We start from the raw sequence: 13,349 nt of genomic DNA on the forward strand, positions 1-13,349 counted from the left end.
CGGCCCTCCCTTCTTTGGTCCCGCAAATATCCCGGGGAGCGCGAGGGGCAGCGCCCCTCGTCTATCCGCTGGAGGTCATCGCCCAGCCCGATGCGGCCGCGTAAGCGGCCCGGGCAGCGCCCCATTTCCCCGGCCGGGGAATGCAACGCCGCCGCCAGATAGGGGATCGCCGACCGAGCGAAGTCAACATTTCGCACCCAGCCCGGAATCAAGGCACGCAGTGCCGCCGGGCAGCGCCCGACCGCCCCCTGGGCGGGCGCTAAATTTACGTGTGCGCGACGATTGATCTGACGGCTACCACGAGCAGATAAAGTGGCGACCTCATTCGGTTGAGCGCCCCCCCGCGGTCGGGCCCGGCCCTCTGTATGCGCACCGTCTCGTAGGGTGGGTTTGTAACCCACCACCCCGCGTAAGACGGGGCTCACGCCGCCACGCGACACCGCCAGCATCACGTCAGCCCCTGCAACTTCGACGGATCGAACCCCGGCCCCGGGACCAATTCGACCCCGGCCTTGGACATCCGTACCTCGACCCCGGCGGCCACCAGATCGGCCTTCATCGCATCGACCCGAGAGAAATCCTTGCTCGCCATTGCCTCTTCCCGCGCGGCGGCCAATGCCTCCGCTTGAGCGGACAGATCAACCGTTCCGCTATCCACCCAATCGGGCACATCATCGCCCATCAGTCCAAGGAACCGCAGCGTCGCCTTCAGACCAGAGCCATCGCTGGCCGCCAGCTTGTGACACTCCGCAATCGCCTGAGAGGTGTTCAGGTCATCCGCCAGCGCCGCGATGACGCTGCCCCCGACCTCACCTTCGGGTGCGCCACCCGCCAGATCGTACCACTTCCGCAGCGTCGCCTCTGCCTCGGCCCGCTTCTTCTCGGTCCAGTCCATCGGCTTGCGGTAATGCGTGCCCAGAAACACGAACCGGATCACCTCTCCGGGCACACCCTGATCCAGCAGGTCGCGCACGGTGAAGAAGTTGCCCAAAGATTTGGACATCTTCTTGCCCTCGACCTGCAACATCTCGTTATGCAGCCAGACACGGGCAAACCCGCCCTCGGGATGGGCGCAGCAGGATTGCGCGATCTCGTTCTCGTGGTGCGGGAACTGCAGGTCGATGCCGCCGCCGTGGATGTCGAACTCGGCCCCCAGCAGTTCGTCCGCCATGGCAGAACATTCGATATGCCACCCCGGACGCCCCCGGCCCCAAGGACTGTCCCATCCGGGCAGGTCATCCGACGACGGCTTCCACAAAACGAAATCCATCGGGTCGCGTTTGTAAGGCGCCACCTCGACCCGCGCGCCGGCGATCATATCCTCGACCGACCGCCCGGACAGCGCGCCATATTCCGGATAGGACCCGACCGAAAACAGCACATGCCCCTCGGCCTCATAGGCATGGCCCTTGGCGATCAGACCTTCGATCATCGCCACCATCTGCCCGATATAGCCCGTGGCCCGCGGTTCATGATTTGGCCGCAGCGTGCCCAGCGCGTCCATATCCGCATGATACCAGCCGATGGTTTCCTCGGTCCGCTCGGCGATCAGATCTTCCAGAGTGCCCGTCGCCCCCGCCTCTTTGCGCGATAGCGCGGTGGCGTTGATCTTGTCGTCCACATCGGTGAAGTTGCGCACGTATGTGACGTGATCGTCGCCATACACATGCCGCAGCAAACGGTTCAGCATGTCAAAGACCACCACGGGCCGCGCGTTGCCCAGATGCGCGCGGTCATAGACCGTGGGGCCACAGACATACATGCGCACATTCGACGGATCGATAGGCTCAAAGACCTCCTTACGGCGGGTCTTGGAATTGGTCAGGCGTATTTCGACCATGGCGGTCCCTCGCGGTTGGTCCGCAGGCGGCTTAGCAAGATCGTTGGGAATTGGAAACGAAGAAGCGGCCCGCGAGATGTCTCAGCAGGCAATAATGCAGCAGATAATGATGCGTGCGGTGTTCATGGGGGAAGGCTTAGCGCGGAAATGCCGGTCTGGGAAGCCCTCATGGGCGCCGCGGCTATCTCACCGCACGCACCCTGTCTCGGGCGAGCAGCCCGAGACGCGCCCGACCCTCCCCCCCGGGAGGGCGCATGGCGATGTCGTGCACCGTGCAGACCTAGCAATGTGCTTTTGAGAAAAAACGAAAACCACAATCGTCCCTAAGCGCCCACCCAGGGTCGGGCGCGTCTCTTAACGCTTATTCCCCTGCGTATGGGTTGCGGCCTTTCTGCCCCAGATCGAACCTCTAATTCTCTCAAAGATGGAATTAGCCCCAATATGGGCGACCCTCACCCATCCAACCACCCCGTCCCAACGGCCTGCGCCCAATCCTCACGCCCATATCCGCGCGCCTGATCCGCCGCTGCATCCCAGTCATACCGCACCGCGCGATGCTCCACGCTCGGCCCATCCGCCCCGGGACGCACCACAGCATACCGCGCCGAAGGATCGCCCACCTGCACCACATGCGGCGCGGGCGCCTCGTCCGAATAGGCCGGGCAGCCCACCGATCCGGGGTTCACCATGACCCGCCCGTCCGACAATCGCAGCACACGCGGCACATGCGTGTGCGCATAAAGGATCAACCCGGCCGTCACGCCCTCAGCCATCCGCTCAATCATCTCAACCGGGGCCAAAGACACGCCGCCCGCCACCACCCGTTCGGTCCAATACAGGTTGTCGTCCGCAGGCGTTGCGTGACAGGCGTAAACCCCGTCTCCCTCCAACGTCACAGGCAGTCCCCGGATCCAGTCCAAAGCCTCATCCGCCAGCGCCTCATGGGTCACCCGGTCGGTGGCCCACATCTCCGCTGGCGTCATCTCGACCAGATACCGATCGTGGTTCCCCCGCACGCAGGGAATGTCCCGGTCGCGCAAGATCTCCCACACCCCCGCAGGGTCCAACGGCCCGCTGAAGACATCGCCAAGGTTCACCACCTGGCTGATCCCCAATGCCTCGATATCTGCCAGCACCGCCCGCAGCGCCAAGGCGTTTCCGTGGATATCGGCAATAACCGCCAAAGGCTTATCAACTGTCAGGGTCATGTCACCATTACCGCCCCGGACCACCCGCATAACAAGCGCAAACCTTGCGCCCCATCCCGACAATCAACAAACTCACCGCATGAGCCGCGCTTTTGTGCAAACCGTCTGCGCGCCCCTGCCGGGGGCCGAGGTCTCCGATCCTTGGGGCGGCGGCCATGACGCTTGGAAAATCAACGGCAAAATGTTCGCCTGTATCGGTTCACAGGATCAGGGCGTCGCAGTCAAAACCTCGGACCCAGAATTCGCGGCCATGATGATCGGCGCAGGCGACGCCCAGCGTGCGCCCTACTTCCACGCCTCTTGGGTGCTGCTGCCTTGGGGCACGGACGAAAGCCTGATGCGCGACCGCCTGCTGGTGTCGTACGACATCATCCGCGCGGGCCTGACGAAAAAGGCGCAAGCCGCCCTGCCGCCGCGCGCGGATTGATCACATCCTTCGTCGCCGACCGAAACATCGCGAATTTCCGTTGCCTCCCCCCGGCTCTTGGCCAATCCTTCCCCCACAAGTTCAAGGAGCCCCCCATGACCGACATCGGCGAAACCTTCCGCGCCCTGCATCAGCCCGGCAATCCGTTCATTCTGGCAAACTGCTGGGATAAAGGCTCTGCCCGGATGCTGGCCGCGATGGGGGCACAGGCTCTGGCGACCTCTTCGGCCGCTTTTGCCTTTACGCTTGGCGTGCCCGATGGTGACATCACCCGCGATCAGGCGCTGGCCCATGCGCAGGACATTGTCGCTGCAACGCCCCTGCCCGTCTCGGGCGATTTCGAAGACGGTTTTGGCAGCGATCCCGACACCGTGGCGGAAACGGTGAAACTGGCGGCTGAAATCGGCCTCGCCGGGATCTCGGTCGAAGACAACCGGGCCCCTCCCGGCGCGCCCTATGACGCCAAGCTGGCCGCCGAACGCATCCGCGCCGCCGCCTCTGCTGCCCGCGCCCTGCCGCGTGACTTCGTTCTGGTGGCGCGTGCCGACGGGGTGATGAACGGCCACTACGACATGGCAGAGGCGCTGGCCCGACTGAAATCCTTTGACGAGGCCGGGGCCGATTGCCTTTACGCCCCCATCCCGCCCAGCTTCGACGACCTAGAGGCGATCTGCAAAAGTACGACCAAACCGGTCAACGCGCTGGCCTCTGGCCCCTTCGCCTCCTATACGCACGACGATTTCGCCCGCATCGGTGTCGCCCGTATTTCCCTTGGCGGCAGCTTGGCCCGCATCGCGCAACGCCGGATCATGGACGCTTTTGCCGAGATGATCGAAGACGGCAGCTTTGCCATGCTGAAAAAGACCGTCAGCGGCGACAAGGTCGACGATATGCTGCGGCAATACATGTGATGGGATCGCGCGGACCTTAGCGCGCGCCTGTCATCCACTCCCCCTCGGGCCAGAACGCGTGAAATGCAAAGGCGAACATCACGTCATGCACCACGTCGCGGGCCTGCGCGTCGCGCACCCGCACCGACCCGACATCACGTCCCTGCGCCATCTCGCCCGCGTCTAGGGCCGAGGCCTGACCCGCCTGCCAGCTCAGCACCACCCCCGCCTCTTCGATCCGCCCCGCCTGTGCCAGACGCGCCAGCGGCCACGCCCGATCCCCCACGCGCACGACCCGTGACAGCGGCGCAATCCCATCAGGCGGCATTTCGCCGGAATACAGGAACGGTCGGTCTGAACTGTCGTACCGCTCATACGGGTTGCGCCCATAGGGCCGCGCATGGGTCGGCTCGGCCATGATCAGACCATCGGGATGGGCTTTGCGAAACTGCGAATAACCTTCCAGCCAGGATGGCAGCTGCGTCAGCGCCTGCCCGGTCATCTCGCCCACGATCCCCTGACCCAGCGCCTGCTGCCACCAGCTCTCTGTCTGGTGGTCATACATCACCATATCGGAATGACGCAGCTTGCCGGTGACGCCAAAGGTCAGCTCCTGCCCGTTCAACCGCCCGTCAAAAGCGATGGCCGAGTTGCACAAAGGACAGAATGTCACCGTGACCGGCACGCCGCCGATCCGGTCATTCACGATCTCATGCCATGTCATGTAGCGCAGCGGATAGGCCCGCGCGGGCTGTCCGTCCAAGGCAACCGTCAACACCGGCGCCGTGTCGGGCAGATCGGCCTGTACGACAGGGACCATGACCGGATCGCTCAGCGCCGGTATCCCATCCTTGCCCGGCCCGCCCGAAAGGATCTCAGTCCAGCTCTCGACCGCCCGTATGCTGAAATCCGTGTTGGGCCATTCGGTCTTCCAAAACGGCGGCTCAGCCAGGGCCGCGCTCCTGCTCAAAAGCAAGATCACCGCCAGCCAACCGGCCAATCCCCGTCGCATGACACGCACCTCCCTGCCGCCCGCAATGAACCAAACGCCCGCTTGGGTCGTTGGTCTTACATGACCACAGACGGAGGCTCCATGACCAGACGTACCCTTCCCGCTCTCGCAGCTTTGATCCTGGCTGGCACGACGGCGCTGCTAGGCTCCGGCCCCACGAACGCCACCACCCCGGCCACCGGCGCGGATTTTCAAAACCTCGCCCCTGACACTTCCGATCTGTCGGAATATCGCTGGTCGCACCGCCCCGTGATGATCTTCGCCCCGTCCGAGAATGACGACCAATACGAACAGGCCATGGCCGCGCTGCAACTGGCTCAGGCCGGTCTGGCCGACCGCGACATCATCGTGCTGACAGACACCGATCCCAGCGCCAACGGCGCATTGCGGCAAGACCTGAACGCCCAAGGCTTTACCATGCTGCTGGTCGGCAAGGACGGCGGCGTCAAACTCCGCTCTGACGACATCATCCTGCCAGAAGACCTTTTCGCCACCATCGACCAGATGCCCATGCGCCAGCAGGAAATGCAAAGCAACTAAGGCAGCCGCTTGCACGCCTCCCCTCGTTCTTCTGGTCCATAAATACCCTCGGGGGTCTGGGGGCAGCGCCCCCAGCGATTGGTCATAAGCCCCAGCCCCAAACGAAAAAGGCGCGCCCCTCAGGGACGCGCCTTTTTCATTCCGTATAACCAGCGTTTTACGCCAGCATCGCCATCGGGTTCTCCAGCCCCTCGACAATCGCCTGCAGCAACTCGGCCCCAAGCGCGCCGTCGATCACCCGGTGATCCACCGACAGGGTCACCGACATCACCGTCGCAACGCTCACCTGCCCGTCACCATCGACCACAGGCTTCTTCACGCCCGCACCCACGGCCAGAATGGCCCCATGTGGCGGGTTGATGACCGCGTCGAAGTTGTCGATGCCGAACATCCCAAGGTTCGAGATCGCGAAGGACCCGCCCTGATATTCATGCGGCGCCAGCTTCTTGTCGCGGGCGCGCGCAGCCAGATCCTTCATCTCGGACGACAGGGACGACAGCGACTTGCTGTCCGCGTCTTTCAGCACCGGCGTGAACAACCCGCCCTCAATCGCGACGGCCACCGCCACGTCCGACGGCTTTAGCTGCAACACCCGGTCACCGGCCCACACGGCGTTTGCCGCAGGCACCTGCTGCAAGGCCAAAGCACAGGCTTTAATGATGAAATCGTTGACCGACAGCTTCACGCCCCGGCTTTCCAACTGCTTGTTCAACTGACCGCGGAAGGCCATCAGGTTGTCAATCTTGATATCGCGGCGCAGGTAGAAATGCGGGATGGTCTGCTTGGCTTCGGTCAGGCGGGCGGCGATGGTTTTCCGCATCCCGTCCAGCTTGATCTCTTCGAAGTCGCGCCCCTCGTACATCTTCAGCACGGTGTCGGTCGACGGACCCGCAGGCGGCATCCCACCCCCGGTCGAGGCCGCCTTGGGCGCCTCTTCCGCCGATTTCGCGGCACTTGCGGCAGGCGCGTCGGACGCCTTCGCGCTTTCCACATCCGCCTTCACGATCCGACCCCGTGGGCCAGACCCTTCGATCTGCGACAGGTCCAGTCCCTTCTGATCCGCAATCCGCCGGGCAAGAGGAGAGGCAAAGATACGCTCCCCATCCTTGCCCTTGGGCGCGGCGGGCGCAGTGCCGCCCTGATCCTTGACCTGTTCCTCACCGGCGTATCCGCCCGCGGGCTTCTGACCGTCAGCGGGGGCCGCCGGTTCGGTGCCAGTATCGCTGTCGACATCGCGCGGCCCGTCCGACACCTCACCAATGTCATCCGCCGACTCGCCGTCCTCCAGCAGCACCGCGATCGGAGAGTTCACCTTCACCCCCTCGGTCCCGGCCTCGACCAGTAGCTTGCCGATCACGCCTTCGTCCACGGCCTCGAACTCCATCGTGGCCTTGTCGGTTTCGATCTCGGCCAGCAAATCGCCCGAAGAAACGGTATCCCCTTCTTTCACCAGCCATTTCGCCAAAGTGCCCTCTTCCATCGTGGGGGACAGGGCGGGCATCAGGATTTCTGTTGGCATTGGGTCAGCTCCTGTCGTCAGCGCATGTGGAACGGGCGGGAACGAGGGGCCAGCCCCTCGCGCTCCCCGCGGTATTTTCAACCAGAAGAAGAACGGGGCCAATCATCGGTACGTCACCTTATGCACAGCCTCGATCACCTCGTCGGTGGTCACCAGCGCCAGCTTTTCAAGGTTCGCCGCATAGGGCATCGGCACGTCCTTCCCGGCACAGTTCAGAACCGGCGCGTCCAGATAATCGAAGGCGTTGGTCATGATGTAGGCCGACAGGTGGTTGCCGATGGACGCCACGGGGAAGCCCTCTTCGACGGTGATGCAGCGATTGGTCTTCATCACGCTTTTGATCACGGTGTCATAGTCGATGGGCCGCAGGGTCCGCAGGTCGATCACCTCGGCGCTGATGCCATCCTCGGCCAGCTTTTCTGCCGCTTCCAGCGCATAGGTCATCCCGATGCCCCAAGACACGATGGTCACATCCTCGCCTTCGCGCCAAACCTTGGCCTTGCCGAAGGGGATGGTGAAATCCTCCAGCACCGGCACCTCGAAGGATTTGCCGTAGAGGATTTCGTTCTCAAGGAAGATCACCGGGTTCGGGTCACGGATCGCGGACTTCAGCAAGCCCTTCGCATCCGCCGCCGAATAGGGCTGCACCACCTTCAGACCCGGAATATGCGCATACCACGCGCCGTAATCCTGAGAGTGCTGCGCCGCCACGCGGGCCGCAGCCCCGTTCGGACCACGGAACACCATGGGCGCGCCCATCTGACCGCCGGACATATACAGCGTCTTCGCGGCCGAGTTGATGATCTGGTCAATCGCCTGCATGGCAAAGTTGAAGGTCATAAACTCGACAATCGGGCGCAGCCCGCCGAAGGCCGCGCCAACACCGATGCCCGCGAACCCATGTTCGGTGATCGGCGTGTCGATCACGCGCTTGCCGCCGAATTCGTCCAGCAAACCTTGGGTCACCTTATAGGCACCCTGATATTCTGCGACCTCTTCGCCCATGACAAAGACGTTGGGATCGGCGCGCATCTCTTCGGCCATCGCGTCGCGCAAGGCTTCGCGGACGGTCTGGTTCTTCATCTCCGTGCCTTCGGGCCAGTCGGGCGTCTGGTCAGGTTCCGGCGCAGGCGCGCTGTCCTGAACACCGGACTTGGGCTTAGCGGGGGCCTTATCGCTCTTGGCCTCGCCCTCATCCGCCTTGGCCTCGGCCTTGGGCGCGGATGTGTCGATGTCGTCGGCGCTCTCGCCCTCTTCCAGCATGACGGCAATCGGCGTGTTCACTTTCACGCCTTCCGTGCCCTCGTCCACCAGCAGCTTGCCGATGGTGCCTTCATCCACGGCTTCGAATTCCATGGTGGCCTTGTCGGTTTCGATCTCGGCGATGATATCACCCGAGGAGACCGTATCCCCTTCTTTCACCAGCCATTTCGCCAGCGTGCCTTCTTCCATCGTCGGCGACAGCGCGGGCATCAGTACTTCAGTTGGCATGTTGCGCCTCCTCCAGCGGAGAGATCATCCCCACGATATTTCCTTCCCCATCCTCGACATAGGCACAGCGGCCCACACCGGGGTAATCCATCGGCGGCAGCGCCTCGGCCCCGCCATTCGCCAGCGCCCAGGCATAGCTTTGATCGCAATCGGCGACGTCAAAGGTCATGGTCCCGCCACGTACCGGCGATCCGGCGTCGGGCACCGGGCCCATCCGCTTCATCATGCCGCCGGTGACACCGTGATCCATGCCAATGTCAGACCCTTCGATCAGAGCATATTCCATCTCTTCTCCGCCGGGCATGGCGCTGAACGACCAGCCGAACAGCCCTTTGTAAAAGCTCTGCGCACGGCCGCTGTCCGTCACATGTATCTCGAAATGCGGCACGTCAGGCGTCCTCGGTCTCGATGGCATCGCCCTGTGGCAGCACGTCGGCATAGATGTCGGTCCACAGCTCGCTGACATCCGGTTCCGGGCTGTCCTTGGCGAACTCGGCAGACTTGTTAACGATGTCCTTGATCTCTTTATCGATGGCCTTCAGATCATCCTCGGACGCATGGCCACCATCCAGCAGCATCACGCGCACGCGTTCGATGGCGTCCTTCTCTTCGCGCATCTTCTGCACTTCTTCGCGGGTCCGGTACTTGGCCGGGTCCGACATCGAGTGTCCACGATAGCGATAGGTCTTGATCTCAAGGATATACGGCCCCTTGCCCGCGCGGCAGTGCCCCACGGCCTTTTCGCCCGCCTCCTTGACGGCCAGAACGTCCATTCCGTCGACAACCTGACCGGGGATACCGAACGCCTCACCGCGGGTGTAGATATCAGGGGTGGAGGTCGAGCGCTGCTGCGATGTCCCCATGGCGTACTGGTTGTTCTCGATCACGAAAACCACCGGCAGCTTCCACAGCGCGGCCATGTTGAAGGTCTCATAGACCTGACCTTGGTTCGCGGCGCCATCACCGAAATAGGCAAAGGTCACGCGGCCATTCTCAAGATACCGATCCGCAAAGGCGAGGCCTGCACCAATCGGCACCTGCGCGCCCACGATGCCGTGCCCGCCATAGAAATGCTTTTCCTTGGAGAACATGTGCATAGAGCCGCCCTTCCCCTTGGAATAGCCGCCCTCGCGTCCGGTCAACTCGGCCATCACGCCGTCGGGGTCCATGCCGCACGCCAGCATATGCCCGTGATCGCGGTAGGATGTGACGCGCTTGTCACCTTCCTCTGCTGCGGCCTCAAGGCCGACAACCACCGCTTCCTGCCCGATATACAGGTGACAGAAGCCACCGATCAGGCCCATGCCGTAAAGCTGCCCGGCCTTCTCTTCGAAGCGGCGGATCAACAGCATGTCACGATAATAGGATTTCAACTCATCCGCTGAGACATTGCTCTTAGCGGCGGATTTACGGGTCGCCATGGGCCTCCTCCGATCCGATAGTTTAACGTTGAACTATCTCTTAAAGCATTTCGTCGCGTCATGCGAGAGTCAATTTGACAGCTAAGGCGAAAGGCGCTGAAATCGACGCAGATCAGGGGGAATTTGCACAATGTCTGACAAGATCGCCGTGGAAAACGTCAATTCGCCGGGCAAGACCACCAATGTGGACGCCGCCAAATACACTGCCATGCGCGACGCGATGATGACCGGCATGGCCCCCGACACGCCGATGACGGTCAAGGAAATCCGCGCGGGCCTAGACCCGCATCTGGATCAGACACTGTTTCCCGGTGGGGACAAGGCGGGCTGGTGGCTGAAATGCGTGCAACTGGACCTAGAGGCCAAAGGCATCCTGAAACGCGCCCCCGGCAGCCCGGTCAGATTGTCGAAGATCAGCGGATGACGATTTCGTCGGCGCGCATCAGGCCCAGCACGTCGCGCGCCTGCTGATCCAGCAAATCAAGGTCGAGATAATCGTCCGACAGACGGCCCGTCAGGTTTTCCATCCGCGCGATCTGGTCTTCCAGCTCGGTCAACTGCGCGGTCAGGGCATCGCGGTCGGCAATGATTTCAACGCGTCGAAACAGCCCCATCTCGCCCTGCACGGCCGAGAAGGTGAAGTACAACCCCACGCAGAAAACGATTGCGAAATAGATCAGTCCCGAAAACGCGGGATTGCCCGAATTGCTCATGATGCCCCTTCAGACCGCCTCTTCTCGGGCGGTGTCAGCACTATGCCACAAGTGATTCGCCGTGTGAATCCCCTCAATTTACAGCGTTAATCACTTCTGCGTTGTGTGGTGCAGAAGACTCAGGTCCGCGCCTCGTCGCGCTCTTGCTCAGTCTCTGTCTCCGTCTCACCGTCCTGCTCTGATGGCTCATCAGACGCACTGGCGATCTCGGGGTCGTTGTAGTCGCTGGGATCGAAGGTTTCCACGTCATAGGCCTCTTCCCCCTCGGGAATGCCGGTGACATGGGTGGTGCCCGTCTCTTCGTCAAAAACCAGCCCGTAGCTGGCTTTGCCGTCCGCCTTGTAGCGTCGGAACTCGTGATAGCCCGCATAGACAAAGGCGATGACGAAGGGGGTTAGGATTATGGCGGCAAGGACCTGCGCGCTCATGGGATTGGCCTCCTTTCCGGATGTTATGTAGGCTACCTAACGCAATCCCGCGTCCATGCCACCCAAGGACCGCCCCGATGCAGCAATCCATCGCCCATATCGCCTTGGTCGTGCGCGACTATGACGAAGCAATCGACTGGTACAGAAGGACGCTCGATTTCGATCTGGTCGAGGATACCTATCAACCCGACCAAGACAAGCGTTGGGTGCTGATCGCCCCGCCCGGCGGGTCCGGCACCACGATCCTTCTGGCCCGCGCCAGCACCGACCATCAGGCCCGCTATATCGGCGATCAGGCCGGGGGCCGCGTCTTCCTTTTCCTGCAGACCGATGATTTCTGGCGCGATTACACTGCCTACACCGCCCGAGGCGTCACCTTCACCCGCCCCCCGAAAGAGGCCGACTACGGCACGGTCGCCGTCTTCCAAGACCTCTACGGCACCCTCTGGGACCTCGTAGAGTTCAAACCCCGCCCCTGATCATCCTCTGGCAGGAAATATTCCTGCGGTGGTGTGGGGGTGCAAAACCTCCACCAGCTACCGCAAAAGCGGGGTGTCGAACGGATCGCGACCTCGCCGCTCGCTCTTGTCTCGGGCGACCAGCCCGAGACGCGCCCGACCCTCCCCCCGGGAGGGCGCATTGGCGATGTCAGTCGCCGCTCAGCCGACCGAAAATGCTCTTGAGATAAAACGCAGACCACAAGCGCAGCGAAGCGCCCACCCAGGGTCGGGCGCGTCTCTAGTCACTTAATATTAGACAGGCAGGGCTCCGCCCGTTCGCGGCTGAAACTCTCCCCCGGAGAGTTTCCAAGACGCCGCCTACCCCCGGGGCTCCGCCCGTTCGGCCCTCAAATGATCCCCCGGATCATTTGCCGCTGCGCGGACCGGGCCTCACCCCGAAACAGACGCCTGGTAGATCTCGTCGATCGTCCCGGCCAGCGTCGCGTCGAACTCCGCGTCCGACTGCTGCGCCGACAGCCCTTCGGTCAACGCCCGCGAAAACGAAGCGATCATGCCAGTCTGACGGGACAGACGATCATTCGCCTCTTCCCGAGAATAGCCGCCCGACAGCGCCACCACCGTGATCACCCGCGGATGATCCACCAGCGGCTTGTAGAGGTTGTCCACCTCCGGCAGCGTCAGCTTCAGCATCACGTTCTGATCGTCCGACAGCGCATTCAGCTGGGCCAAGATCGCATCGCGCAACATCTCTTCCGCCTCGGCCTTGTCGGAAATGGAAATCGTCACCTCGGGCTCGATAATCGGCACCAGCCCGTGGCCGAGGATCTGCTTGCCCACCTCGAACTGCTGCGCCACGACGCGGTCAACCCCGGCTTTGTCGGCCTTGGAAATCACCGACCGCATTTTGGTGCCGAAAATCCCCTTGGACACGGCCTTTTCCAGCAGCGCATCCAGATCGGGCATGGGCTTCATGACCTGAACACCGCCCTCTTCGTCGGCCAGACCCTTGTCGACCTTCAGAAACGGCACCACGCCGCGCTTGTCCCACAGGTACTGGGCGGTCGGCATGCCGTCGATGTCACCGTCCATGGTGCGTTCAAACAGGATCGCGCCAACAACCTTGTCGCCGGTAAAGGCGGGCGATTTGATGATCCGGGCACGCATCTCGTGGATCAGGCCGAACATTTCATCGTCACCGGAATAGGCGTCTTCTTCGATGCCATAAAGCTTCAGCGCCTTCGGGGTGGACCCACCCGACTGGTCCAGCGCGGCGATGAACCCTTTGGCGCTGGCGATCTGGTCTGTCTGGCTGGTCTTAGTCATCGGCGTGGCCCCGTCCCTGATAAATCTGATGTCTTTTGGCCGCGGCAGTCCCCCGCCCGGCGTCGCAAATGGTTTA

General features: G+C 62.6%; 15 protein-coding genes. 5 read left to right on the forward strand and 10 right to left on the reverse strand.

The annotated features are described in order from the left end of the window. Positions 1 to 448: 448 nt before the first annotated feature. Both cysS and ACI3GR_RS16170 read right to left on the reverse strand, forming a co-directional pair. Positions 449 to 1,840, reverse strand: coding sequence for a cysteine--tRNA ligase (gene cysS, locus ACI3GR_RS16165; protein WP_407496041.1), 1,392 nt, complete (start codon positions 1,838 to 1,840; stop codon positions 449 to 451). Positions 1,841 to 2,292: 452 nt separating this feature from the next. Beyond that, positions 2,293 to 3,048 (reverse strand): metallophosphoesterase family protein, encoded by a 756-nt coding sequence (locus ACI3GR_RS16170; protein ID WP_407496042.1) that lies wholly within the window; start codon positions 3,046 to 3,048, stop codon positions 2,293 to 2,295. Positions 3,049 to 3,127: 79 nt separating this feature from the next. On the opposite strand from ACI3GR_RS16170, the gene ACI3GR_RS16175 reads away from it, so the two are divergent. After that, positions 3,128 to 3,475, forward strand: coding sequence for an MmcQ/YjbR family DNA-binding protein (locus tag ACI3GR_RS16175; protein WP_407496043.1), 348 nt, complete (start codon positions 3,128 to 3,130; stop codon positions 3,473 to 3,475). A gap of 95 nt (positions 3,476 to 3,570) precedes the next feature. Then, positions 3,571 to 4,386, forward strand: a complete 816-nt coding sequence (locus tag ACI3GR_RS16180; protein WP_407496045.1) for an isocitrate lyase/PEP mutase family protein — start codon at positions 3,571 to 3,573, stop codon at positions 4,384 to 4,386. Positions 4,387 to 4,402: 16 nt separating this feature from the next. On the opposite strand, the gene ACI3GR_RS16185 is transcribed toward ACI3GR_RS16180, so the two are convergent. Then, on the reverse strand, positions 4,403 to 5,377 hold the full coding sequence (locus tag ACI3GR_RS16185; protein WP_407496046.1) for a DUF3179 domain-containing protein: 975 nt from the start codon (positions 5,375 to 5,377) through the stop codon (positions 4,403 to 4,405). An 81-nt stretch (positions 5,378 to 5,458) separates the two neighbouring features. On the opposite strand from ACI3GR_RS16185, the gene ACI3GR_RS16190 reads away from it, so the two are divergent. Continuing rightward, positions 5,459 to 5,917 (forward strand): DUF4174 domain-containing protein, encoded by a 459-nt coding sequence (locus ACI3GR_RS16190; RefSeq protein WP_407496047.1) that lies wholly within the window; start codon positions 5,459 to 5,461, stop codon positions 5,915 to 5,917. A gap of 157 nt (positions 5,918 to 6,074) precedes the next feature. Here ACI3GR_RS16190 and ACI3GR_RS16195 read toward each other — a convergent pair whose 3' ends face one another. The 4 genes from ACI3GR_RS16195 to pdhA all read right to left on the reverse strand — a co-directional run bounded on the left by ACI3GR_RS16195 (position 6,075) and on the right by pdhA (position 10,348). After that, a complete protein-coding gene (locus ACI3GR_RS16195; protein WP_407496048.1) occupies positions 6,075 to 7,436 on the reverse strand; it encodes a pyruvate dehydrogenase complex dihydrolipoamide acetyltransferase in 1,362 nt (453 codons plus the stop codon). Positions 7,437 to 7,538: 102 nt separating this feature from the next. Further along, positions 7,539 to 8,927, reverse strand: coding sequence for a pyruvate dehydrogenase complex E1 component subunit beta (locus ACI3GR_RS16200; RefSeq protein WP_407496050.1), 1,389 nt, complete (start codon positions 8,925 to 8,927; stop codon positions 7,539 to 7,541). Next, positions 8,917 to 9,315 (reverse strand): VOC family protein, encoded by a 399-nt coding sequence (locus ACI3GR_RS16205; RefSeq protein ID WP_407496051.1) that lies wholly within the window; start codon positions 9,313 to 9,315, stop codon positions 8,917 to 8,919. The genes ACI3GR_RS16200 and ACI3GR_RS16205 overlap by 11 nt, the downstream gene beginning before the upstream one ends. Position 9,316: 1 nt before the next feature. Next, positions 9,317 to 10,348 (reverse strand): pyruvate dehydrogenase (acetyl-transferring) E1 component subunit alpha, encoded by a 1,032-nt coding sequence (gene pdhA / locus ACI3GR_RS16210; protein ID WP_407496053.1) that lies wholly within the window; start codon positions 10,346 to 10,348, stop codon positions 9,317 to 9,319. Positions 10,349 to 10,478: 130 nt separating this feature from the next. On the opposite strand from pdhA, the gene ACI3GR_RS16215 reads away from it, so the two are divergent. Next, a complete protein-coding gene (locus tag ACI3GR_RS16215) occupies positions 10,479 to 10,772 on the forward strand; it encodes a DUF6958 family protein (RefSeq protein ID WP_407496055.1) in 294 nt (97 codons plus the stop codon). On the opposite strand, the gene ACI3GR_RS16220 is transcribed toward ACI3GR_RS16215, so the two are convergent. Together ACI3GR_RS16220 and ACI3GR_RS16225 are read right to left on the reverse strand one after the other, a co-directional pair. Further along, the gene (locus ACI3GR_RS16220; protein ID WP_407496056.1) at positions 10,762 to 11,061 is read right to left on the reverse strand and encodes an FtsB family cell division protein; all 300 of its coding nucleotides are present in this window, start codon (positions 11,059 to 11,061) and stop codon (positions 10,762 to 10,764) included. The two genes, ACI3GR_RS16215 and ACI3GR_RS16220, sit on opposite strands and share 11 nt — an antisense overlap. A gap of 119 nt (positions 11,062 to 11,180) precedes the next feature. Continuing rightward, the gene (locus tag ACI3GR_RS16225) at positions 11,181 to 11,489 is read right to left on the reverse strand and encodes a hypothetical protein (RefSeq protein ID WP_407496057.1); all 309 of its coding nucleotides are present in this window, start codon (positions 11,487 to 11,489) and stop codon (positions 11,181 to 11,183) included. 77 nt (positions 11,490 to 11,566) lie between these two features. Here ACI3GR_RS16225 and ACI3GR_RS16230 point away from each other — a divergent pair, with 77 nt between their 5' ends. Continuing rightward, the gene (locus tag ACI3GR_RS16230) at positions 11,567 to 11,968 is read left to right on the forward strand and encodes a VOC family protein (protein WP_407496059.1); all 402 of its coding nucleotides are present in this window, start codon (positions 11,567 to 11,569) and stop codon (positions 11,966 to 11,968) included. A gap of 411 nt (positions 11,969 to 12,379) precedes the next feature. Here the strand turns inward: ACI3GR_RS16230 and ACI3GR_RS16235 are convergent, their stop codons facing one another. Further along, positions 12,380 to 13,273, reverse strand: a complete 894-nt coding sequence (locus ACI3GR_RS16235) for a fructose bisphosphate aldolase (RefSeq protein WP_407496060.1) — start codon at positions 13,271 to 13,273, stop codon at positions 12,380 to 12,382. Positions 13,274 to 13,349: the final 76 nt, after the last annotated feature.

It is taken from the genome of Pseudooceanicola aestuariicola (genome assembly GCF_045763785.1).
GTDB lineage: Bacteria > Pseudomonadota > Alphaproteobacteria > Rhodobacterales > Rhodobacteraceae > Pseudooceanicola.